This window comes from Micromonospora phytophila (genome assembly GCF_023656545.1).
GTDB classification, from domain to species: domain Bacteria; phylum Actinomycetota; class Actinomycetes; order Mycobacteriales; family Micromonosporaceae; genus Micromonospora; species Micromonospora phytophila.
Map to the genome: position 1 here is coordinate 1 of NZ_JAMOKF010000055.1, position 22,517 is coordinate 22,517.

At 72.6% G+C, this 22,517-nt stretch carries 21 protein-coding genes and 1 pseudogene; 16 read left to right on the forward strand and 6 right to left on the reverse strand.

All coding sequences use genetic code 11. The features are described 5' to 3' along the window. Window positions 1-536 (forward strand): annotated as a pseudogene (locus NCC78_RS10220) (DivIVA domain-containing protein); the annotation flags it as partial. A 100-nt stretch (window positions 537-636) separates the two neighbouring features. Here NCC78_RS10220 and NCC78_RS10225 read toward each other — a convergent pair. Continuing rightward, window positions 637-858 (reverse strand): DUF2631 domain-containing protein, encoded by a 222-nt coding sequence (locus NCC78_RS10225; protein WP_250793778.1) that lies wholly within the window; start codon window positions 856-858, stop codon window positions 637-639. A 123-nt stretch (window positions 859-981) separates the two neighbouring features. On the opposite strand from NCC78_RS10225, the gene NCC78_RS10230 reads away from it, so the two are divergent. From NCC78_RS10230 to NCC78_RS10240, 4 genes are all read left to right on the forward strand, one after another. Next, window positions 982-1,647 carry a hypothetical protein gene (locus NCC78_RS10230; protein WP_250793779.1) on the forward strand — a complete coding sequence of 222 codons (666 nt, stop codon included), beginning with the start codon at window positions 982-984 and terminating at the stop codon, window positions 1,645-1,647. A 26-nt stretch (window positions 1,648-1,673) separates the two neighbouring features. After that, window positions 1,674-1,808: a hypothetical protein gene (locus tag NCC78_RS32035; RefSeq protein WP_284706280.1), complete on the forward strand. Its 135-nt coding sequence runs from the start codon at window positions 1,674-1,676 to the stop codon at window positions 1,806-1,808. Window positions 1,809-1,927: 119 nt separating this feature from the next. Then, window positions 1,928-3,508, forward strand: a complete 1,581-nt coding sequence (locus NCC78_RS10235; RefSeq protein WP_250793780.1) for a Rieske 2Fe-2S domain-containing protein — start codon at window positions 1,928-1,930, stop codon at window positions 3,506-3,508. A gap of 211 nt (window positions 3,509-3,719) precedes the next feature. Then, window positions 3,720-4,367 (forward strand): TMEM175 family protein, encoded by a 648-nt coding sequence (locus NCC78_RS10240; RefSeq protein ID WP_250793800.1) that lies wholly within the window; start codon window positions 3,720-3,722, stop codon window positions 4,365-4,367. Here NCC78_RS10240 and NCC78_RS10245 read toward each other — a convergent pair. After that, window positions 4,348-5,940 carry a phytoene desaturase family protein gene (locus NCC78_RS10245; RefSeq protein ID WP_250793781.1) on the reverse strand — a complete coding sequence of 531 codons (1,593 nt, stop codon included), beginning with the start codon at window positions 5,938-5,940 and terminating at the stop codon, window positions 4,348-4,350. The two genes, NCC78_RS10240 and NCC78_RS10245, sit on opposite strands and share 20 nt — an antisense overlap. Window positions 5,941-6,043: 103 nt before the next feature. Further along, on the reverse strand, window positions 6,044-6,745 hold the full coding sequence (locus NCC78_RS10250) for a TetR/AcrR family transcriptional regulator (RefSeq protein ID WP_250793783.1): 702 nt from the start codon (window positions 6,743-6,745) through the stop codon (window positions 6,044-6,046). 102 nt (window positions 6,746-6,847) lie between these two features. Here NCC78_RS10250 and NCC78_RS10255 point away from each other — a divergent pair, with 102 nt between their 5' ends. Next, complete coding sequence (locus NCC78_RS10255; protein WP_250793784.1) at window positions 6,848-9,034, forward strand: MMPL family transporter; 2,187 nt, start codon at window positions 6,848-6,850, stop codon at window positions 9,032-9,034. Between the two features lie 69 nt (window positions 9,035-9,103). Here NCC78_RS10255 and NCC78_RS10260 read toward each other — a convergent pair whose 3' ends face one another. Further along, window positions 9,104-9,964: a YhjD/YihY/BrkB family envelope integrity protein gene (locus NCC78_RS10260; protein ID WP_250793785.1), complete on the reverse strand. Its 861-nt coding sequence runs from the start codon at window positions 9,962-9,964 to the stop codon at window positions 9,104-9,106. A gap of 51 nt (window positions 9,965-10,015) precedes the next feature. Between NCC78_RS10260 and NCC78_RS10265 the strand changes: the two genes are divergently transcribed. The 8 genes from NCC78_RS10265 to NCC78_RS10300 all read left to right on the forward strand — a co-directional run bounded on the left by NCC78_RS10265 (window position 10,016) and on the right by NCC78_RS10300 (window position 16,996). After that, the gene (locus tag NCC78_RS10265) at window positions 10,016-10,162 is read left to right on the forward strand and encodes a GNAT family N-acetyltransferase (RefSeq protein ID WP_250793786.1); all 147 of its coding nucleotides are present in this window, start codon (window positions 10,016-10,018) and stop codon (window positions 10,160-10,162) included. A gap of 18 nt (window positions 10,163-10,180) precedes the next feature. After that, on the forward strand, window positions 10,181-10,582 hold the full coding sequence (locus NCC78_RS10270) for a GNAT family N-acetyltransferase (protein WP_284706281.1): 402 nt from the start codon (window positions 10,181-10,183) through the stop codon (window positions 10,580-10,582). A 39-nt stretch (window positions 10,583-10,621) separates the two neighbouring features. Next, the gene (locus NCC78_RS10275; RefSeq protein ID WP_250793787.1) at window positions 10,622-11,209 is read left to right on the forward strand and encodes a hypothetical protein; all 588 of its coding nucleotides are present in this window, start codon (window positions 10,622-10,624) and stop codon (window positions 11,207-11,209) included. A 98-nt stretch (window positions 11,210-11,307) separates the two neighbouring features. Then, window positions 11,308-11,952: a Uma2 family endonuclease gene (locus NCC78_RS10280; protein WP_250793788.1), complete on the forward strand. Its 645-nt coding sequence runs from the start codon at window positions 11,308-11,310 to the stop codon at window positions 11,950-11,952. A 43-nt stretch (window positions 11,953-11,995) separates the two neighbouring features. Beyond that, window positions 11,996-13,207, forward strand: a complete 1,212-nt coding sequence (gene dxr, locus NCC78_RS10285) for a 1-deoxy-D-xylulose-5-phosphate reductoisomerase (protein ID WP_250793789.1) — start codon at window positions 11,996-11,998, stop codon at window positions 13,205-13,207. Then, on the forward strand, window positions 13,207-14,457 hold the full coding sequence (locus tag NCC78_RS10290) for a M50 family metallopeptidase (protein ID WP_250793790.1): 1,251 nt from the start codon (window positions 13,207-13,209) through the stop codon (window positions 14,455-14,457). The genes dxr and NCC78_RS10290 overlap by 1 nt, the downstream gene beginning before the upstream one ends. Window positions 14,458-14,465: 8 nt before the next feature. After that, on the forward strand, window positions 14,466-15,638 hold the full coding sequence (ispG, locus tag NCC78_RS10295) for a flavodoxin-dependent (E)-4-hydroxy-3-methylbut-2-enyl-diphosphate synthase (protein ID WP_250793791.1): 1,173 nt from the start codon (window positions 14,466-14,468) through the stop codon (window positions 15,636-15,638). A 131-nt stretch (window positions 15,639-15,769) separates the two neighbouring features. Beyond that, window positions 15,770-16,996 (forward strand): MFS transporter, encoded by a 1,227-nt coding sequence (locus tag NCC78_RS10300; protein ID WP_250793793.1) that lies wholly within the window; start codon window positions 15,770-15,772, stop codon window positions 16,994-16,996. A gap of 202 nt (window positions 16,997-17,198) precedes the next feature. Here NCC78_RS10300 and NCC78_RS10305 read toward each other — a convergent pair whose 3' ends face one another. Beyond that, on the reverse strand, window positions 17,199-17,780 hold the full coding sequence (locus tag NCC78_RS10305) for a peptidoglycan-binding domain-containing protein (protein ID WP_250793795.1): 582 nt from the start codon (window positions 17,778-17,780) through the stop codon (window positions 17,199-17,201). A 348-nt stretch (window positions 17,781-18,128) separates the two neighbouring features. Between NCC78_RS10305 and NCC78_RS10310 the strand changes: the two genes are divergently transcribed. Together NCC78_RS10310 and glmS are read left to right on the forward strand one after the other, a co-directional pair. Continuing rightward, the gene (locus NCC78_RS10310) at window positions 18,129-18,968 is read left to right on the forward strand and encodes a GNAT family N-acetyltransferase (RefSeq protein ID WP_250793797.1); all 840 of its coding nucleotides are present in this window, start codon (window positions 18,129-18,131) and stop codon (window positions 18,966-18,968) included. Between the two features lie 347 nt (window positions 18,969-19,315). Continuing rightward, on the forward strand, window positions 19,316-21,229 hold the full coding sequence (gene glmS, locus NCC78_RS10315) for a glutamine--fructose-6-phosphate transaminase (isomerizing) (RefSeq protein WP_250793798.1): 1,914 nt from the start codon (window positions 19,316-19,318) through the stop codon (window positions 21,227-21,229). Between the two features lie 237 nt (window positions 21,230-21,466). Here the strand turns inward: glmS and NCC78_RS10320 are convergent. Next, window positions 21,467-22,517: alpha/beta hydrolase (locus tag NCC78_RS10320; RefSeq protein ID WP_250793799.1), on the reverse strand; the 1,051-nt coding region annotated here is incomplete at its 5' end.

The following is a 22,517-nucleotide window of genomic DNA, read 5'->3' on the forward strand; positions in this document are numbered from 1 at the left end:
CGATGGGCCACGGCGCTCCGCCGCCGCCCCGCGGCCTGCCCGCCGGTCAGGGCGGCTACGGCCAGGACGAGCAGCGCTTCGACGGCTTCGAGGCCGGCCGGCACGGCCGCACCGACATGACGGCCGAGATCCGGATGCCCGAGCGGGAACTGCGCGACATGCGCGGCCGTGGCCCGGGCGGTCCGCCCCCGCAGCCCCAGCAGGGCTTCGGCGGCCCCCCGATGGGCGGCCCGCCGGCCCTGCCCGGCCCTCCGATGGGCGGCCCGCCGATGGCCGGCCCGCCCGGCAGCGACCTCTACCGCGTCGACCAGATCCGTCGCAGCTTCCAGGTGCGCCGGTTCGGCAGCGGGTACGACCCGGACCAGGTCGACCGGTTCTTCGAGACGCTGCTCGGCGGCATGCAGGGGCGCAACCAGATGCCGGTCAACCCGAAGGACCTCGACACCCTGCGCTTCGGGCTGGTGCAGGGCGGCTACTTCGAGGCCGAGGTCGACGCCGCGCTCAAGGACGTGCAGGACATCCTCTTCGGCCGCTGAACCAGATACAACGAGGGCCCGCTCCCCGGTCGGGGGCGGGCCCTCGTGCGTGTCACGTCCGGCGCGTGGGCCGGCTCTCAGCCGGCGGACGGCGGTGCGGTCAGGACCGCAGGCCGTTGCGCCGCAGCACGGCGTCGCCGATGACGATGACCAGCAGCAGCACGGCCAGGCCGATCAGCCAGATGTTCTCGACCCTGCCCTCGTGGTTGCCGCAGAGCATCGCCAGCAGCGCCAGCGCGGTGAGGACCGCGCCGATCCGCCCGGACTTGCGGTGCCCGGGCCTGTGCTGGTCTGGCGACGTTACCGGCTCGCTTCCTGCCACTGTCGGTCCTTCCCTCGCGATCGGATCTCCGGTTAGTCTGGCACGCCCCGTGCCGGGCCCGGCGCTGGGTCCGTTCGGATGAGGACGACGACATGATCCGCGGCGACGATCGCGTACTGGTCGATGCGGCCTACCAGGCGTGGGACGCCGGGAACTGGGCGGTGGCCGGGGAGGCGCTGGAGCGGTTGCTCCAGCGCCGGCCGAACCACCGCCGGTCGGCGGGCTGGTGGTACGACGCGGCGTTGGCGCAGAAGTTCCCTGCGCAACTGGCCCCGGGCGTACGAGCTGGGCCGGGAGGCCGCCGCCCGGGTCAGGCGCGGCCGGCAGGAGCCGGCGTACTGGAACCTCGGCATCGCGGCGACGATCGTGGGGGACTGGGACACTGCCCGGGGCGCCTGGCAGGGGTACGGGCTACCGGTGCCAGACGGGGAGGGCGAGGTCCTGGTCGACTTCGGCGTCACCCCGGTCCGGGTGGACCCGCAGGGCACGGCGGAGGTGGTCTGGGCGGAGCGGATCTGCCCCACCCGCGCCCGGGTGCTCAACGTGCCCACGCCGGAGTCCGGCCGCCGGTTCGGCGAGATCGTCGTGCACGACGGCGCGCCGAACGGGGAACGCGAGGTCGACGGCCAGTCCTACCCGGTCTTCGACGAGCTGCTGCTGTGGCGCGAGTCGCCGCTGCCCACCTGCACGGTGCGGATCACCGCCCCCGACCCGCCGACGTGCACGACCTGGTGGCGCTCTTCGCGGATCGGGGGTACGGCGTCGAACCGGCGAGCGGGCTGCGGATGATCTGCGGCTGTTGCAGCGAGGGCAGCGTGAGCCAGAACCCGGACCACGCGGTGGGCGGGGAGCAGCGGGTGAGCCTCGCCGCCCCGGCGGAGAAGGTGCCCGGGCTGCTGGACCGCTGGCGCTCAGCGTTCCCGGGCCGCAGGAGCTGGAGCGCCGGGTAGGGCCGAGGTCCCGTACCGGGCGTGCCGGGCGGCACTACCGGCGTCGCGGGTCGGTGGCCAGAGTGGCTCCGGTAGCGTTCTGACGTACACCTTGTTTGTCTTTTTGAGGGGGAACTGCGGTGCGAGTGACCGGTACGGGGCACGCCAGCATGCGGATCGACACGGCCGCGGGCAGCATCCTGTGCGACCCGTGGGTCAACCCGGCCTATTTCGCCTCGTGGTTCCCGTTCCCGGACAATTCCCTGCTCGACTGGGAGACCCTCGGCGACGTCGACTACCTGTACGTCTCCCACCTGCACCGGGACCACTTCGACGCCGCGCACCTGAAGCGCTACGTGTCGAAGAAGGCCACCGTGCTGCTGCCCGCGTTCCCCACCTCCGAGATGGAGGACGAGCTCCGCGAGCTGGGCTTCACGAAGTTCCTCAAGGCCCCGAACGAGCAGGTCGTGGAGCTCGACGGCGGCCTGAAGATCATGATCCAGGCGCTGACCAGCCCGACCGACGGGCCGATCGGCGACTCCTCGCTCTGGGTGGAGTACGACGGCGTCCGGCTGCTCAACCAGAACGACGCCCGCCCCACCGACCTGAGCGCCTTCGCCGAGCTGGGCCACGTGCACGCGCACATGCTGCAGTTCTCCGGGGCGATCTGGTACCCGATGGTCTACGAGCTGCCGCAGGCGGCGAAGACCGCCTTCGGCAAGCAGAAGCGGGACCGCCAGTTCGACCGCACCTGGCGCTACATCGACGACCTGAAGGCCTCGCACGTCTTCCCCATCGCCGGCCCGCCCTGCTTCCTCGACGACGAGCTGTGGCAGTTCAACGACATCCACGGCGACGAGGGCAACATCTTCCCCGACCAGTCGGTGTTCCTCGCCGAGTACGCCAAGGTGGGCGGGAACAACGGCGTCGTGCTGCTGCCCGGCAGCGTCGCGGAGATCACCACCAACAGCTGCGAGACCACCCACCCGGTGCCGGTGGAGGAGTTCTTCGCCGACAAGGTCGCCCACCTGGAGGAGATGCGCGAGCGCAAGCGCGGCGTCATCGAGGCCGAGAAGGCGTCCTGGCGGCACCCCGAGATCGACGTGCTCAAGGAGATGCAGCGGCGGATCGAGCCGCTGCTGGAGGAGTCGGTCTACCTGGCCAAGGGCGTCGGCGGGCCGGTCCGGTTCGACCTGGTGGGCTACGACGGCGAGAGCGTCGAATCCATCGTGGTGGACTTCCCGGGCAAGCAGGTCCGGCCGTACGCCGACGAGAAGGTCCGTTACCGGTTCCGCACCGAGCGGGCGCTGGTCGAGCACCTGCTGCACATCGGCGAGGTGGACTGGGTCAACTCGCTCTTCCTCTCCTGCCGTTTCTCGGCCGCCCGGATCGGCCAGTACAACGAGTTCGTCTACGCGTTCTTCAAGTGCCTCTCCCGCGAGCGCCAGCAGTATGCCGAGGGCTGGTACGACGAGCACGAACGCAGCAGCGACGCCGAGGACATCACGCTGGACGGCTGGGTCGTGCAGCGGCGCTGCCCGCACCTGAAGGCCGACCTGACCCGGTTCGGCATCATCGACGGCGACCAGCTCACCTGCCAGCTGCACGGCTGGCGGTTCGACCTGGCCAGCGGGCGCTGCCTGACCAGCGTCGGGCACAAGATCCGCGCCCACCGCGCCGACGAGCAGACCCCCGCTCCCGCCGGTGAGGCGCTCAGCTGACGACCGGGCCGGCGTGCCGGTTGCGCCGGCCGCACCTTCGATCCGCGCCCGCACGGCCCCTCCTTGGGGGACCATGCAGTGGTGGTGGGCGGCGAAAGCCGCAGACCGGTACCGACCGGACACCCGCCACTGCGTGATCCAGGAAGCGGGGCGGGGATTGGCGGGAACCGACGCGGAGGAGAAGGAGTACCGGTACCGGCGGGACCGGGAGATGGCCCGGGACGCGTCACGGGTGGAGACGTTCAGCGACGGGGTCTTCGCGGTCGTGCTGACGGTGATGGCCGTCGAGCTGCTCCAGTACGGCCCGGCCAGGGCGGGCGGAAGGGAGCTCCCTGACGCCCTCGCCCACGCGTGGCCGTCGTACCTGGCGTACGTGATCACCTTCGGGATCGCCGGCCAGATCTGGCTCGGCCACCACAACATGTGGCGGTACGTGGTCCGGGTGGATCAGATGCTGCTGGTGTTCAACCTGCTCGTGCTGCTCTTCGTGGCCGCGATCCCGTTCACCGCCGACCTGCTCTCGGACAACCTGCGCGGTAGCGCGACCGAGCAGCGGCTGACCGGCGCCCTCTACGTCGGCACCGTGCTCGGTGAGTCGCTCTTCTTCAACCTGAGCTGGTGGTGGGCTCGGCGGCACCGGCTGCTCCACCCCGACCTGGATCCCCGGCTGGCCCGGGCGGTCGCGCGGCGATTGCTGCTGCGCCCACTGCTCTACCTGATCGCCTTCGCCTTCGTCTTCGTCGACCCGATCCTCAGCCTCTTCCTCTACATGCTGCTCGTCGGCCTCTCCCTCATCCGCCGCCCCGGCGACCTGCCCCCCACCGAGACCCGGACCGCGGTCAGCGACCGAGGTCGGTGAGGATGCGCCGCGCGGCGTTGTGGCCGGCGGCGCCGATGACGCTGCCGGCGGGATGGCAGCCGGCGCTGCCGGCGTAGACGCCGTCCACGCCGGTCGCGTAGGGCATCCGGTCGGTGAACGAGACGGTGTTGTCCACGTGGTGGATGTGCCCGCCGGTGATGCCGAAGTGCGCCTCGATGCCGGGCGGCGGCAGCGGCACCGCGTCGGCGATCAGGTCACCGGCACCCGGGGCGTACCGCTCGCAGATCGCGACCAGCTTCGCCACGTACCCGGGCAGCGCCTCGTCCCAGCTCGTGCCGGCGAGCTCGTAGGGGACCGACTGGACGAAGAGCGCCGAGGAGTGGTGGCCGGCCCCGTCGGACAGCGACGGGTCGACCGTGGTGTGCAGGTACCACTCGATGGTCGGCTCCTCCGGCAACCGACCCGCCTGCACGTCGGCCCACATCGCGCGCAGCGCGGTCATCGGCGAGGTCGCGTCCCCGCCGACCAGCGACGCCGAGCCGGGGAGCAGGTGGATGGTGGAGCCGAACGGGCTGGGCGCGCCCTCGGGCAGGCAGGAGAAGCGGGGCAGCCCGGTCAGCGCCAGGTTGAGCTTCAGCGTGGTGCCGGGGCGGCGGACCGCCGCCATCCGCTCGGTGAGCGGCGCCGGGAGCGCGCCGTCGGGCAGCAGGTCCATCAGCCGGTACGGGTCGCAGGCGCCGAGCACCACCCGGGCGGCGACCTCCCGGCCGTCGGCCAGCACCACGCCACTCGCCGCGCCACCGTCCAGAGTGACCGCGCTGACCGGGGTGCCGGTGAGGATACGAGCGCCGGCGGCGCGGGCGGCCTCGGCGAAGGTCCGCGACACCGTGCCCATCCCGCCCTCGGCGATCATCCAGGTGCCGTCGGAGCCGGGCAGCCGGCACATGTTGTGCACCAGGAAGTTGTGCCCGGTGCCGGGGTCGTCCGGGCCGGCGTTCAGCCCGGAGAGGCCGTCGGTGACCGCGTACATGCTGACCAGCAGCTCGGAGCGGAAGTCGAAGCGGGCCAGGTGGTCGGCGACCGAGCCGCGGACCAGGTCGACGAAGACCTGTCGCAGGGCCGGGCGGACGTACCGGTCGGCGGTCTCCTCGACCGGCAGCGGCTCGGCCAGCCAGGCCGGCGCGAGGTCCTCGCGCAGGGCGGCCAGCTCGGCCTGGAGGGCGTCGTCGGCGGCCACGTCGGCGGGGGAGAAGAACTCGGCGAGCTGCTTGCGGGTGGCCGCGGTGTCACTGCCGAAGAGCAGGTACGGCGAACCCGCGCCACCCGGGGTGGGCAGGAAGTAGTGCGGGTCGCGGCGCAGCACCGGGATGCGGACGTCGAGCGTTTCGAGCAGCTCCGGCGGCATCAGTCCGAGCAGGTACGACCCGGTGGAGTGGCGCAGCCCCGGCACCTTCGGGAAGGGGGCCTCGGTGCGGGTGGCCCCGCCGATCACCTCGGCCGCCTCCAGCACCAGCACATCCAGGCCGGCGCGGGCCAGCAGCACGGCGGAGACCAGGCCGTTGTGTCCCGCACCGACGATCACCACGTCGGCGCGCGCAGGCAGCTCACTCATCCCCGCACCCTAGCCCCCGACCCTCTCCCGGTCAGCCCCCGCCGGCGACAGGTCGATCATGAGGTTGGTGACGGTCGGGGAACTCGACATCGCCGTCAACCCGTCAAGGGCGCGGGGCGAGTTGGGCGGCGAAGGTGGTCAACTCCAGTTCGAAGAGGGCCTCGGGGTCGGTGACGGCCCAGTCCATCTGGTGGAAGACCTCCATGGCGACGAGCCCCCACAGGCGGGTCCAGCCGGAGAGGAAGGCCCAGGCCACCTCGATGGGGACCTCGCCGTGGCTCTGCCGCAGCGGTTCCAGCCGGCCGCCGAGGTGCCGTTCGATCAGCTCCCTGGGTGGGGTGGGGAACGGGGAGCGGTGCCAGAGGTCGATCAGCGGTTGCACGAAGACCGCGCCGAACCGGGCTCCCGGGTGGTCGGGGTCGGTGCAGTCGTCGACGAATCCGTCCAGGCCGGGGGCCGGGGCTCCGAAGATCAGCCCGAACTCGGCCGGATGCGCCACGGACCAGGCGCGGAACGCGCGGGACATGGCGGACAGCTGGGCGACCGGATCGTCGCCCGTGCCGTCCCGCGCCGCCTCCAGCCGCATCCGCAGCTCGTCGTAGAGGTCCCCGGCCAGCGCCGTGACCAGCGCCTCCAGGCTGGGGAAGTAGCGGTAGATGGCGGGCGCGGTCATACCCATGTCCCGGGCGATCGCGCGCAGCGACACCGCTTCCACCCCACCGGTGACCAGCAGCTTGCGGGCGCCCGTCTTGATCTCGGACACGGTCGCCTCGCGCAGGCGTTCCCGCCGGGTCGGTGCGGTCATCGGTAAACCCCCTTGACCGGAGCGAACGCCGTTGCAATAGTTAACGGCGTTCACTCAAATGAGCGATGGTTACAGCTTAGCCGTCGGTGGAGGGGGAAGCGAATGTTCGCCTGGTGGGGACGGGTGGTGGTGCGACTGCGCTGGGCGGTGCTGGCCGCCGCCCTGGTGCTGGTCGCGGTCGGCGCGACCTGGGGCGCCGGGGTCTTCGGCCAACTGACCGGAGGTGGCTTCGACGACCCGGCGAGCGAGTCCAGCCGCGCCGCCGCGCGGATCGCCGAGGAACTGGGGCCGCAGGGCGCCGACCTGATCGTGCTCTGGTCCAGCGACGCGGCGGCCGTCGACCAGCCGGCCTTCCGCGACCCGGTCACCGAGACCGTCGCCCGGCTGCGCGAGCGCCCCGAGGTCACCAGCGTCGCCACCTGGTACGACACCGGCGCGCCGGCGCTGCTCAGCACCGACCGGCGGGCCACCTACGCCCTGGTCCAGCTCCGCGCCGCCGACGAGGACGGCAAGACCGCGGCGTACGAGGCGCTGCGGCCGGCCCTGGCCGCGCCGGGCGTACGGACCGAGGCGGGCGGGACGGTGGCCTTCCTGCACGAGGCGAACACCCGGACCACCGAGGACATCACCCGCGCGGAGCTGCTCTCCATGCCGGTGCTGCTGGTCCTGCTCGTGCTGATCTTCGGGGGACTGGTGGCGGCCTCCACCCCGCTGCTCATCGGTGGGCTGGCCATCCTCGGCGCGTTCATCGCCGTGCGGCTGGTCAACCTGGTCACCGACGTGTCGATCTTCGCCATCAACATCATCACCCTGATCGGCCTCGGCCTGGCGGTCGACTACGCCCTCTTCGTGGTCAGCCGGTTCCGGGAGGAACTGGCCGCCGGCCACGACACCTCCACCGCGATCCGGCGCACCATGGCCACGGCGGGCCGCACCGTGCTGGTCTCCGGGCTCACCGTCGCGCTCGCCATGGCCAGCCTGCTGATCTTCCCGCAGGCGTTCCTGCGCTCGATGGGCCTCGGCGGGATGGCCGCCGTGCTGGTCGCCATGCTCGCGGCGCTGACCGTGCTGCCGGCCCTGCTCGCGGTGCTCGGCCACCGGATCGACGCGCTGCGCGTACCGCTGCCGTGGCGGCGTTCCACGCGCGGTGGGCGGCCGGCGGCGGGGGAGTCCGGCGGCGCCTGGGCCCGGATCGCGCGCAGCGTGATGCGCCGCCCGGTGATCTACCTGGCCGGGGTGACCGTGCTGCTCGGCGTGCTCGCCGCCCCGGTCCTGCGGATGGAGTTCGGCGGGTTCGACGAGCGGGTGCTGCCCGCGGACGCCGCGCCCCGGGTGGTCTCCGAGCGGATCGCCGCGGAGTTCCCCGGCGGCACGATCGCGCCCGTCGACGTGCTGGTCTCCGGTGTGCCGACCGACGCGGCGCGGCCGTTCGCCGACCAGGTGGCGGCGGTGCCCGGCGTGACCGGGGTGCAGGTGGCGGCGGGTCGGGGCACGTCGACCCTGCTGACCGTGACCTACCCGGGCGAACCGACCGGCGACGTCGCCCAGGACGTGGTCCGGGCGGTGCGCGACCTGCCGCCACCGGCCGGGGCGGAGGTGCTCGTCGGCGGCCGGCCGGGCGCCGACCTCGACCTGCTGGACAGCCTCGGCGACCGGCTGCCCTGGATGGCCCTGCTGATGGCCGGCGCGACCCTGCTGCTGCTCTTCCTCGCCTTCGGTTCGGTGGTGCTGCCGGTCAAGGCGGTGCTGATGAACCTGGTGTCGATCGGCGCGTCGTTCGGCGTGGTGGTCTGGATCTTCCAGGACGGGCACCTGGCCGACCTGCTCGGCTTCACCCCGACCGGGTTCATCGAGCCGAGCAACCCGATCCTCATGCTCGCCGTGCTCTTCGGGCTGGCCACCGACTACGAGGTGTTCCTGCTCTCCCGGGTGCGCGAGGAGTGGGACCGCACCGGTGACAACACCACCGCCGTGGCGACCGGGCTCCAGCACACCGGCCGGATCATCACCGCCGCCGCGCTGCTGCTGATCGTCGTGGTGGCCGGCTTCGCCACCGGCGGGATGTCGTACATCAAGCTCATCGGGATCGGCATGATCGTGGCGATCGTGGTGGACGCGACCCTGGTCCGGGCGCTGCTGGTGCCGGCGACCATGCGGCTGCTCGGCCGCTGGAACTGGTGGGCGCCAGGCCCGCTCGCCCGCGCCTGGCGCCGCTACGGCATCCGCGAAACCCCCGACGACCAGGAGCCGGCCACCCCCCAGCCGCGGCACCCGGCGTTCACCGGATAGGACCCCACAGCTCGGTGATCAAGAGGTTTGCGTCCGGCGGAAGCGCTCCCCGTGACGCAAACCTCTTGGTCAACTCGTCGGGACGGCGGCGTGGAGGCGGCTGGCGCGGTTGGCGCGCCAGCGGGAGAGGGCGAGGGTGGCGGAGTAGCCGGCGAGGACGATCACGTGGAAGAGGTAGAGCCAGAGCAGGACGGCCACCCCGGCGCCGATCTCGTCGAAGCCGCCGAACGGCACGCCCAGGTCGATCGGGAGCGAGGCGAAGAGCACGAAGCCGTGCAGGAAGCCGGAGAGGTTCGCCGCGGTGAACGACCCCACCCCCAGCGCGGAGAGCCAGTCCGGTGACGCCGGGCCGACCACCCGGAACACCCAGAGCAGCACCGGGGTGAGCACCAGCCACACCGCCAGGAACGACAACACCACCCCCAGCGCGCCGACGAGGCCGCCCTGGCGGACCAGCCGGGTGGTCGTCGGCAACGCCAGCAGGATCGACAGCAGCAGGGCCGGGGCCGGCGCGAGCAGCGGCAGCAGCAGCAGCCGACCCCGCCAGCCGATCAGCGACTCGTCCGGGTGCGGTGGCGTGGCGACCGAGACGAACGCCCGGCGCAGCCCCTCGCCGTACAGCGACGCCGGCAGCAGCGAGGCCAGCGCCAGCCACGGGGTCAACCCCACCCCGGCCTCGACCAGCGCGGCCACCGCGTGGGGCGCGCCGATCGCGTCCGGCAGCGTCCGCACGGCGTACGAGGTGAGGCGGCGGACCCGGTCCGCCCCCGCCACCAGCGCGGTCATCCAGATCGCGAGCAGCGCCACCGGCACCACGGCGATCGCCCCGTAGAAGGTGATGGCGGCGGCGTGCAGGGACAGGTCCCGACCGCGTACCGGGCGGAAGGCACCACTGGTGATCCGCTTGGCCCGCTGCCATCCACCGCCCATCGGGCTTTCTTTCCCCCTCCCGCGAGCCGCCACTCATTAAGATCGCCGCCCATGACCGTTCTCACCACGGAACGACTCGTCCTGCGCGACTGGACCGACTCGCCGACGGACCTGGGCCGGATCTACGACATCTACTCCCGGCCCGAGGTCACCCGCTGGCTGGCCGCCCCCGGGCTGCCGCTGACCGACCCGGCGTAGGCCTCCGACCGGCTGCGGATCTGGCGGGACCGGCACGCCGGCCACGCCGGCCGCTACGGCACCTGGGCGATCGAGGCGCGCGACACCGGGGTGGTGGCCGGCTCGGTGCTGCTCAAGCCGCTGCCGGGCCGGGACGAGGGCGTGCCGACCGAGGACATCGAGGTGGGCTGGCACCTGCACCCGGACTCCTGGGGCCACGGCTACGCCACCGAGGCCGCCCGGGCGGTGGTGGCCCGGGAGTTCGCCACCGGCACCCGGGTGGTCCACGCGGTCGTCTTCCCCGGCAACGAGGCGTCGATGGCGGTCTGCCCCCGCCTCGGCATGACCCACGTCGGCCGCCGCAGCGACTGGTACGGCGGCGAGGAACTGGAGACCTTCGTCCGCCGCGCCGACGCTGAGGTCCGCCGGGGCGGGCGGTAGGGGCACCGTGAGATCATCCGGACGGTAGGGTCGGCGGCCATGCCCATCGAGTTCGCGCACGCCCGGGACCGCCGGTACGCCCGTCAGATCCTCGCCGTCACCAGTCGACACAACCGGATCCTGATGGTCGGTGTCGGGCTGCTGTTGACCCTCGCCGGGTTGGCCGCCTCCTCCGGCGAGCCGGGCTGGCGCACGATCTGCGGAACGGCCGCCATGGCAATCGGCATCTGCTGGATGATCAAGTTCTTCATCATGCCCTGGCAGCTGGTGCGGCGACTGCCGGCGAGCTGGTTCCAGCCGCGCCACTACCGGGTCGCCGCCGACGGGGTGGAATGGAGTTCGCCGGCCGCCCGGACCTGGATCGGCTGGGCGGTGGTGGGCCGGGTGACCACGGAGCCGTTCGCGTACCTGCTGTGGCAGCCCGGCGGGCTTGGCATGTGGGACATCCCGCGCGCGGCGCTCACCCCGGAGCAGGACCGTGACCTGGCGGCCCTGTTCGCCGCGCACGTCGGCCGGGCGCCCGCGGAAGCGGGGGGCGACGCTCGCCCGCACACCGCCACGCCGGAGGTCGAGGCACCTCTGAGCACGACCACGACGGGCCCGAAAATGCGCCGTCCCACCCCGTAGGCCGCCCGATGACGCATCGGCTGTGCGTCGGCGACCGGCAGGGGGCAGCGCGACTAGGCTGGGTGCCAGCAGACTGTCCGCCGAGGGGGTGAGCCCGGATGGCCCAGGCAGCGTTCGCGCCCGAGCCGGCGCCGCAGCCCACCGAACCGTCGTTCGACGTGCTGCGGTGGCACGACGAGCCGTGGACCGCCCAGCTCGCCCTCGACCTGTTGCCGGAGACCAACGGCCCCAAGGTTGAGGTCCTGAGCGGAAGCGTGATCGTGACACCACATGCCGGGTACGACCATCAGGACGCGGAGCTGGATCTCGCCTACCTCCTCAAGCAGGCAGCGCGCCGCGCCAAGCTGTGGCTCTACCTTGAAGCGAACGTCGTCTCGGGCGACGACCTCTTCATTCCGGACATCGTCATCCTCGACACACCCGGCGGCGGTCGGACGACGATGGACATCGGACACGCTGTGCTTCTCGGCGAGATCGTGTCCCCCGGGAACCGGCGTAAGGACATCATCGACCGCCCGCGCGAGTACGCGGCCGTCGGTGTGCCCTTCTTCCTCCGCGTCGACCTGCGCAACCGGGTGCCCACCATCGCGTTGTTCGAGCTGACCGAGGGGGAGTATCGGCCGGTGGCAGCCGCTGCGGCCGGCACCCGGTTCCTCATGCGGGCACCCTTCGAGTTCTCCATCGATCCGGCCGACCTGCTCGGCGAGGAGGCGCCGCCAGAGGAGCCGGACGACGAGGGCTGAGGCTCCCAGTGGGCGCTCAGCGGCGCTGGGGAAGAATGGCCGCGTGACTTCTCCCCGGGACCTCGTCCTGCTCGGTTCCACCGGCTCGATCGGCACCCAGGCCCTCGACATCGTGCGGCGCAACCCGGACCGGTTCCGGGTGGTCGCGCTCGGCGCCGGTGGCGGCAACGTCGAGCTGCTCGCCGCCCAGGCGCTGGAGTTCGCCGTCGAGGCGGTCGGTGTGGCGAAGGCCTCCGCCGCGCAGGACCTCCAGCTCGCGTTCTACGCCGAGGCGAGCCGGCGGGGCTGGGCCACCGGCGACTTCAAGCTGCCCAAGATCGTGGCCGGCCCGGACGCGATGACCGAGCTGGCGCAGTGGCCCTGCGACGTCGTACTCAACGGGGTGGTGGGCTCGCTGGGCCTCGCGCCGACCCTGGCCGCGCTGCGCGCCGGGCGTACCCTCGCGCTGGCCAACAAGGAGTCGCTGGTGGCCGGCGGCCCGCTGGTGAAGGCCGCGGTGACGCGGCCGGGGCAGATCGTCCCGGTGGACTCCGAGCACTCGGCGCTCGCGCAGTGCCTGCGCGGCGGCGCGCGGGGCGAGGTGCGGCGGCTGGTCGTCACCGCCAGCGGCGGCCCGTTCCGGGGGAAGCGGCGAGAGGAGTTGACGCAGGTCACACCCGACCAGGCGCTCGCGCACCCGACCTGGAACATGGGGCCGGTCGTCACGATCAACTCCGCGACCATGGTCAACAAGGCGCTGGAGGTGATCGAGGCGCACGAGCTGTTCGACGTGCCGTACGCCGACATCACGGTGATGGTGCACCCGCAGTCGGTGATCCACTCGATGGTCGAGTTCGTCGACGGCTCCACCCTCGCCCAGGCCAGCCCGCCGGACATGCGGCTGCCCATCGCGCTGGGCATCGGCTGGCCGGACCGGGTGGGTGACGCCGCCGCCGCGGTCGACTGGACCAGGGCCCACACCTGGGAGTTCGCGCCGCTGGACGACGAGGCGTTCCCGGCGGTGGCGCTGGCCAAGGCCGCCGGTGGGGCGGGGCGCTGCCGCCCGGCGATCTACAACGCGGCGAACGAGGAGTGCGTCGCGGCGTTCGTGGCCGGCCGGCTGCCCTTCCTCGGCATCGTCGACACCCTTCAGCGGGTGTTGGAGGGCGCTCCCGACTTCGACGAACCAGGTACCGTCGAGGACGTGCTCGCGGCGGAGTCGTGGGCGCGTCGGCACGCTCAGGAGATCATCGCGGGTTCGGTGGAAGGAGCTTGATGGCTAACCTGCTCGGGGTGGTGCTCTTCGCCCTCGCGATCCTCATCTCGGTGAGCCTGCACGAGGCGGGGCACATGGCCACCGCCAAGGCGTTCGGCATGAAGGTCACCCGCTACTTCGTCGGCTTCGGCCCCACCCTGTGGTCGTTCCGGCGGGGCGAGACGGAGTACGGCGTCAAGGGCATCCCGCTCGGCGGTTTCTGCAAGATCGTCGGGATGACCCCGCAGGACGACGACGTGGACCCGGCCGACGAGCCGCGCGCGATGTGGCGCTTCCCGCTCTGGAAGCGGACGGTCGTGATGTCCGCCGGGTCGGCCACCCACTTCGCGCTCGCCCTGGTCGCCATCTGGATCATGGCGGTCTCCTCCGGCCTGCCCAACCCCTCCTTCCCGAGCACCGAGGAGCAGATCCGCCAGGAGCCGGCCGTCATCGCGCTGGCCAAGTGCGTGGTGCCGGAGAGCACCGCCCGGGAGTGCGCCCCGGGCGACGCGCCCAGCCCGGCCGCCCAGGCCCAGCTGCGCGACGGTGACCGGATCACCTCCCTCAACGGCGCCCCAATCAACAGCTACGGCGAGCTGCTCACCGGCCTGCGGGCCCTGAAGCCGGGCGAGACGGCGCAGATCGGCTACGTCCGCGACGGTCAGCCGGGCACCACCAGCACGGTGCTCGCGCAGACCCAGCGACCGCCGCTGGACGACCCGAAGGGCGAGGCCCGCCCGGTCGCCGCGCTCGGCGTCGGGCTCATCCCCAGCACCCCGACCCGGCTGACGTACGGGCCGGTCGACGCGTTCGGCGCCACCGCCGACTACACCGGCGAACTGGCCGTCGGCACGTACGAGGCGATGAAGCGGATCCCGCAGAAGGTCCCCGCGCTCTGGACGGCGATCACCGGCGGCGAGCGGGACATCGACACCCCGATCAGCGTGGTCGGCGCCAGCCGGCTCGGCGGCGAGGCGGTGGCGAACAACGCCTGGTTCGTGTTCTTCATGCTCTTCATCTCACTGAACTTCTTCATCGGCGTGTTCAACCTGCTGCCGCTGCTCCCGCTCGACGGCGGGCACATCGCCATCGCCTGGTTCGAACGGGCCCGCTCCTGGCTCTACGCCCGGATCGGGCGCGCCGACCCCGGCCGCGTCGACTACCTCAAGCTCATGCCCTTCACGTACGCGGTGATCCTGGTCGGTGGCGCGTTCACGCTGCTGACCATCACGGCGGACGTCGTCAACCCCATCACGCTCTTCTCAAGGTGAGTGCTTCAGTGACCGCTGTCAGTCTCGGTATTCCCGCCGTACCGCCCCCGCCGCTCGCGCCGCGCCGGGCCAGCCGTCGGATCATGGTCGGCTCGGTGCCGGTCGGCGGTGGCGCGCCGGTCTCCGTGCAGTCGATGACCACCACCCTCACCTCCGACGTCAACGCCACGCTCCAGCAGATCGCCGAGCTGACCGCGTCCGGTTGCCAGATCGTCCGGGTCGCCGTGCCGAGCCAGGACGACGTGGAGGCGCTGCCGGCCATCGCGAAGAAGTCGCAGATCCCGGTGATCGCCGACATCCACTTCCAGCCGAAGTACGTCTTCGCCGCGATCGACGCCGGCTGCGCCGCCGTCCGGGTCAACCCGGGCAACATCCGGCAGTTCGACGACAAGGTCAAGGAGATCGCCCGGGCGGCCGGTGACGCGGGCGTGCCGATCCGGATCGGCGTCAACGCCGGCTCGCTGGACAAGCGGCTGCTCGCCAAGTACGGCAAGGCCACCGCGGAGGCGCTGGTCGAGTCGGCGCTCTGGGAGTGCTCGCTCTTCGAGGAGCACGGCTTCCGGGACATCAAGATCTCGGTGAAGCACAACGACCCGGTGGTGATGATCCGGGCCTACCGCCTGCTCGCCGAGAAGTGCGACTACCCGCTGCACCTGGGTGTCACCGAGGCCGGCCCGGCGTTCCAGGGCACCATCAAGTCGGCGGTCGCCTTCGGCGCGCTGCTGGCCGAGGGGATCGGCGACACCATCCGGGTCTCGCTCTCCGCCCCGCCGGTGGAGGAGATCAAGGTCGGCAACCAGATCCTGGAGTCGCTCGGGCTGCGCGAGCGCGGCCTGGAAATCGTCTCGTGCCCGTCCTGCGGCCGGGCCCAGGTCGACGTCTACAAGCTCGCCGAGGAGGTCACCGCCGGCCTGGAGGGGCTGCCGGTGCCGCTGCGGGTCGCCGTGATGGGCTGCGTCGTCAACGGCCCCGGCGAGGCCCGGGAGGCCGACCTCGGCGTCGCCTCCGGCAACGGCAAGGGCCAGATCTTCGTCAAGGGCCAGGTCGTGAAGACCGTCCCCGAGGCGCAGATCGTGGAGACGCTGATCGAGGAGGCGCTGCGGATCGCCGACGAGATGGGCGCCGAGCTCCCGGAGGAGCTGCGCGGCCTGCTTCCCGGCGCCACCGTCACCGTGCACTGACCCACCGCGCCGTCGCGTACCGGCCCCACCGCCCCCGGCGGTCGGGGCCGGTGCGCATTTCCGGGGGTACGGCGCGTCCGCACCCCGGGACGGGAACCCAAACCGTACGTACGTCTTGCTACTCTTCCGGGGTGCGGCTTCTTCCTGAACCGGGCCCCGCCCGGACCCTCGCCCTCGGCACCCTGGTCCGCACCGTCGGGCGCGGTCTCTGGCTGGTCGCCAGCGCCCTCTTCCTCACCCGGTCGGTCGGCCTCACCGCCACCCAGGTCGGGCTCGGGCTGACCCTCTCCGCCCTCGTCGGCCTGGTGGCCAGCGCGCCGACCGGCTACCTGGCCGACCGGCTCGGCCCGCGGGGCACCCAGGTCGCCGCGCTGATCGCCGCCGGCGGGCTCACCGCCGCCCTGGTCACCGTCCGGTCCTTCCCGGCGTTCCTGGCCGTCGGCGCGGCCACCGCCCTCGCCGACGCCGCCGACCGGGGTGCCCGGGGTGCGCTCATCGCCGGCTCCGTCCCCGCCGACCAGCGGGTCCGCACCCGGGCCTACCTGCGCGCCACCACCAACGTCGGGATCTCGCTCGGCGCCGTGCTCGCGGGCTTCGCCCTCGCGGCGGACACCCGGGCGGCCTACGTGGCCCTGATCCTGACCGCCGCGACGACGTACCTGCTGGCCGCGGCCGTCTTCACCCGCCTGCCGGTCATCGCACCGGTGGCCGCCCCGGAACACGGGCCCCGGCTCGTCGCGCTGCGGGACCGCCCCTTCCTGGCGTTCACCGTGCTCGACGGGCTGATGTCGATGCACTTCGGCCTGCTCAACATCGCCCTGCCGCTCTGGATCGCCGCGCACACCCGGGCGCCGGCCTGGGTGTACGCCGGACTGATGCTGGTCAACACCGTGATGGTGGTGCTGTTCCAGGTGCGGGCCGCGCGCGGCACCGAGAGCCTCGTCGGGGCCGCCCGGGCGTCCCGGCGGGCCGGCCTCGCCATCGCCGTGGCCTGCGTGCTCTTCGCCGCCAGCGCGGGCCTGCCCACCGTCGCCGCCGTCGCCCTGCTGGTCTGCGGCGCCCTCGCGCACGTCGTCGGGGAGTTGTGGCAGTCCGCCGCCGGTTGGGGCATCTCCTTCGGGCTGGCGCCCGAGCACGCGCACGGGCAGTACCAGGGGGCCTACAGCATGGGCTACGAGCTGGGGAAGATGGTCGCGCCGGTGGTGGTCACCACGTTGGCGGTGGGTTGGGGCGTACCGGGGTGGTTGCTGCTCGGTGGGCTGTTCCTGCTGCTCGGGGCCCTGGTGCCCGGGGTGGTGCGGTGGGCCGCTCGCAGCCGGGACGCCGCCCCCACGGCCCCGAAGGTCACCGTGGGCTAGGAGTGCCGCCCAGGCAAGGTCGGTCGACGACACGACATGGGCGGGCGTGCCCACGAAGGCCTCGGTCGTGGGCGGGAGATGTCCTGGCGGGCGCTGCAAGACAGTGCATTTGCGGAAACAGCGCGCCTCGGGCCGTGGAGTCAGTCTTCATGACCCAGGGTGCCCGCGCCGAATTCGGCCCGGGCACCATGAGAATTCAGAATCAGCTTCCGCAGGTGCTGTCCGCCTTGAAGTACGCGGCACTGGCCCACTTGTAGGGGCTCACGCGCACCCAGTAGATGCCGCCGCTCTTGTCGCGGAGGAAGGGCACCTGGGTACCGTCGAGCGCGGTGTAGTAGACGAGATCCTGGGTGGAATCCCCAGGAACCAGGGACAGCCTGTTGTCCGCCCTGCTCCAGGTGTTCGTGCCGACGACGCCGTCGGCGCCGAGACCGTAGCGCGTCTGAAACTTCTTGGTCGCGGCTTCGGTGCCCGACCCGAACGAGCAGTCGATGCCACTCTCGCTGATGTATCCCTCGGCGTACAGGATCGACTGCCACAGCGCGACAGCGGTGGTGTAGGCGTACGAGTTGCCACGGCGCAGGGTGCCCTCATCGCCGAAGTCGTCGGTGACGGTGCTTGAACCAGCGATGTACCCCTGGGAGACCGACAGGGGGCCGACGTCGCCCACGGCTTCGCCGGCCTGCGCCGGCGCGGGGCTGAGTAGCGCGGCGGTCAGTAGGGTCGCGACTCCGGCAGCTAGGAAGCGCCAGCTCTTTTGACGGATGGATTGCGTGAATCGCATGTGAACATCTCCCCGTGTCGATGTGCTTGGGGGCGAGAGCCTATCGCAGTTGTCGATGGCATAGGGGGCGGCTGCGGATGCCGGGACAATGCGGATCTCCCGGCGCCGCGCACGATCCGGCGGTCGGTGCATCGCCCGCGTAGCGGCGGATCGGCTCTTGGTGGCGCGGTCGACCTCCTGCTTGCCGGAGCGGTTCCCGCGCGGCTCCACTTCACGACCGGACGCCGTCGTCGGTAGCCCCTCCACGTCGTGTCGTCACACCCCCTACCAACCCCCCTGGGCGGTACACCTGGTCCGGCTCGTCACTCGGCCGGCGCACCGGGGGGCGGATCTGGCAGGCTGATAACCGTGCTGACGGTGCCGGTACGCCAACTCGGGGAATCGGAGCGCCGCGCGGTCGAGCGACTGCTGGACCTGGACCCGTTCGCGGGCGCGCAGGTCGCTGAACGGGTCGCTGCGCGCGGCCTCGCCTGGTGGCGTGCCGAGGGCCGCGTCCTGGGCTACGGCACCCGCCGCAACCTGGAGTCGATCTGCTGGCTCGGCGGCAACCTCACCCCGGTGCTCGCCTCCGAGCCGGCCGTCGCCGCCTTCGCCGACCTGCTCGCCGGCGAGGAGCGGCTCTGCTCGTCGATCGTGGGTCGGGCGGACGCCGTGCTCGGGCTATGGGACCGGCTCTCCGCGACGTGGGGGCCGGCCCGGGACGTACGCCCGAACCAGCCGTTGCTGGCCACCGACGCGCTGCCGGCGGTTGCTGCGGACCCGGAGGTGCGGCGGGTGCGCAGCGGCGAGATCGACCGGCTCTTTCCGGCGGCCGTGGCGATGTACACCGAGGAGGTCGGCGTCTCCCCGCTGGCCGACGACGGCGGGCGCGGCTACCGGCGGCGGGTCACCGACCTGGTCCGGTCCGGCCGGGCGTACGCCCGGTTCGTCGACGGCCGGGTGGTGTTCAAGGCGGAACTGGCGGTGGTGACCCGCCGGACCGCCCAGGTGCAGGGGGTCTGGGTGGCTCCCGAGTGGCGGGGTCGGGGCATCGCGACGGCGGCGATGGCGGCCGTGGTGCGGGACGCGCTGCTCCGGGTGGCCCCGACGGTCAGCCTCTACGTCAACGACTTCAACCGGCCCGCCCGCCGGGTCTACGAGCGGTGCGGCTTCCGCCCCGTCGGCACCCTAGCCACGGTGCTCTTCTGACGCCACGGGCCGCCCGCAGGCTGCCCGGAGGCGGTGCCCGGACATCTGCTCTGCTCCGGGTATGCGAGCGCGGGTTGTCGCCGCGACGGGGAGGTGGGTGCCGACCGTCGGCGGGCGGGGCGCGGGCGCCGGTGGCGGCCTCAATGTAGTGGCCCGGTCGGTCGCCCGCCGGCCCGCCACCCTCCACCGGGGCACGCGGTCCGCCCGGTTTCGCCGGGCTTGTCGCCCTTGTCGAGCGGAGATATGTCACCGACAGTGCGGGATGCTAACGCTTCGCTCAAGTCAACTGATCGTTTGCCGGGCTTTCGCGCACGCACGATGAGCGAAGCTGGGTTAGGCTGTGGGCCATGTGTGGAATCGTGGGTTACGCCGGCGCGCGCCCGGCGCTCGGCATCGTGCTCGACGGACTGCGGCGGTTGGAATACCGCGGCTACGACTCGGCCGGCGTCGCCATCGTCTGCGACGGTCAGCTGCTGACCGAGAAGAAGGCCGGCAAGCTGGCCAACCTGGAGAAGGTCCTCTCGGAGCGGGCCGCCGAGGACCCGACCTCCTGCGCGGCCAGCCCCATCGGCATCGGCGACGGCACCACCGGCATCGGGCACACCCGCTGGGCCACCCACGGCGGTCCGACCGACCGCAACGCGCATCCGCACCTGGCCCCCGACGGCCGCGTCGCCGTGATCCACAACGGCATCATCGAGAACTTCGCGAAGCTCCGCGCCGAGTTGGAGGCGGACGGCGTCCAGTTCACCAGCGACACCGACACCGAGTGCGCCGCCCACCTGCTGTCGGCGGCGCTGGCCGACCTGCGCGGGGCCGGCGAGACCGACAGCCCGCAGCTGCTGGCCTCGGCCATGCGCGTCGTCTGCCGGCGGCTGGAGGGCGCCTTCACCCTGCTGGCCGTCGACGCCGGCATCCCCGGCGCGGTGGTCGGTGCCCGGCGCAACTCGCCGCTGGTGGTCGGCCGGGGCGACGGGGAGAACTACCTCGCCAGCGACGTCGCCGCGTTCATCGAGCACACCCGCGACGCGGTGGAGCTCGGCCAGGACCAGATCGTCCTGATCACCGGCGACTCCATCGAGATCACCGACTTCGACGGCCAGCCCGCCAGCGGCAAGGACTTCCACATCGACTGGGACTCCTCGGCCGCGGAGAAGGGCGGCTACGACTGGTTCATGCTCAAGGAGATCGAGGAGCAGCCGCAGGCCATCGCGGACACGCTGCTCGGCCGCCTCACCGACAGCGGCGAGATCATGCTCGACGAGGTCCGCCTCAGCGACCAGGACCTGCGCGACGTCGACAAGATCTTCATCGTGGCCTGCGGCACCTCGTACCACGCCGGCCTCGTCGCCAAGTACGCCATCGAGCACTGGACCCGCATCCCCTGCGAGGTGGAGCTGGCCAGCGAGTTCCGCTACCGCGACCCGGTCCTCGACCGGTCCACGCTCATCGTGGTCATCTCGCAGTCCGGCGAGACCATGGACACCCTGATGGCGCTGCGCCACGCCAAGGAGCAGAAGGCCCGCGTGCTGGCCATCTGCAACACCAACGGCTCCACCATCCCGCGCGAGTCCGACGCGGTGCTGTACACGCACGGCGGCCCGGAGATCGCCGTCGCGTCGACCAAGGCGTTCCTCACCCAGGTCGTCGCGTGCTACCTGATCGGCCTGCACCTGGCCCAGGTACGCGGGATCAAGTTCGCCGACGAGGTGGGCGCGGTGGTGGCCCAGCTCCAGGAGATGCCGGGCAAGCTGCGCGAGCTGCTGGAGCGCATCGAGCCGGTCCGCGAGCTGGCCCGCGACCTGAAGTCCGAGCCCACCGTGCTCTTCATCGGCCGGCACGTCGGGTACCCGGTGGCCCTGGAGGGCGCGCTCAAGCTGAAGGAACTGGCGTACATGCACGCCGAGGGCTTCGCCGCGGGTGAGCTGAAGCACGGCCCGATCTCGCTGATCGACAAGGGCACCCCGGTGATCTGCGTGGTGCCGTCCCCGGTCGGCCGGGGCATGCTGCACGACAAGGTCGTCTCCAACATCCAGGAGGTGCGGGCGCGCGGCGCCCGGACCATCGTGATCGCGGAGGAGGGCGACGAGGCGGTGGTCCGCTACGCCGACCACCTGATCTACGTGCCGCGTACGCCGACGCTGCTCGCGCCGCTGGTCACCACCGTGCCGTTGCAGGTGCTCGCGGCCGAGATCGCCGCCGCCCGTGGGCACGACGTCGACCAGCCCCGCAACCTCGCGAAGTCCGTCACCGTCGAGTAGCCCCACCCGCACGCCCGACCGGGCCCCGTCCACCGCGCCAGCGCGGAGGGGGGGCCCGGCTCGTTTCCGGGCCGTGGCCCGGCCTGTTCCGGGCCGTGGCCCGGCTCGTCTCCGGGGCGTAGCCCGGCCTGTTCCGGGGCGTGGCCAGGCTCGTTTCCGGGGCGTGGTCGCTACGGGATGGCGGTGCGCGGGCTGGTGCCCGCGCGGTCGGGCGAGGTGCGACGGCTCGGCGGGCTCTCACCCGCCCAGCACCACCCGGGCCATGCCGTCCAGCGCCGGGTTGTCGGCCTCCCAGTAGCCGGTGTGCCCGTGCCGGCCGCTGGGGAACGTCCGCCCGCCGAAGCCCGGACGGGCCGGGTCGGGCCCGAACCACAGCTCGCTCCCGCTCCCGCCGAGCAGCCCCGCCGCCGCGCCGAGCGGTGACGCGTTCAGCAGCGTGCGCCGGGCCAGTTCGTCGGGAGGCCGGACGAATCGGATCACGTCGTCGGGCGCGGTGCTCGCCCACACCTGCCCGGGCGGCAGGCCCAGCTCGGCGGCGTGCGTCACGCCGACCCCCGGTGAGCCGACGAAGACCAGCGCGTCGGCGGCCAGCCCGTGGTCGCGGGCGGCGGTGCCGACCACCAGCGACCCGTAGCTGTGCCCCAGCACGGTCTGCCGGCCCGGCGGCCCGTCGTGGGTGGCGCGCAGCCCCTCCTGGAACCGGTGCAGCGCCGGGCCGGCGTCGTGGGCCTGCCCGGACCGGGCCGCCTCGTGCAGGAAGTCCGGGGCGTCGTAGTCCAGCCAGAGCACCGCCGCGGTCTCCTCGCCGGGGGCGAGGGCGGCGCAGCGGGACAGCACCCGCCCCGCCCGGCCCAGCTCGCCGGGGACGTCGTCGAGACCGGCCGTCATCCCCGGCACGTACGTCAGCACCCGGCCCGCCCGGTCGGGGTTGCCCAGCGCCACCACCGCCCGACCCTCGCCGCCCGGATCGAGCCCCAGCAGGTACGCCCGCGGCCCGTCGGGGGTGGCCAGCCGCGCGGTCAACCCGTCCAGCCCGGCGAGGGCTCCCTCGACCCGGAGCAGCCCGGCCAGCTCGGCCGGCCCGGGCGGCACCCGGTCGAGCAGCCGACGTCGCTCGGCGAGCAGATCGTCGCGGCGCGCCCCGAGCAGCAGCCGGTTGGCCTGGTCCCGGGCGGTCACCGGCACCCCGTCGAGGCGACCGACCAGCTCCGGCTCGTGCACCACCAGCCAGCGGCGCTGTGCCGGGGTGAGCCCCGTCCACCAGGGGAGCACCAGCGTCGGGTCGGCG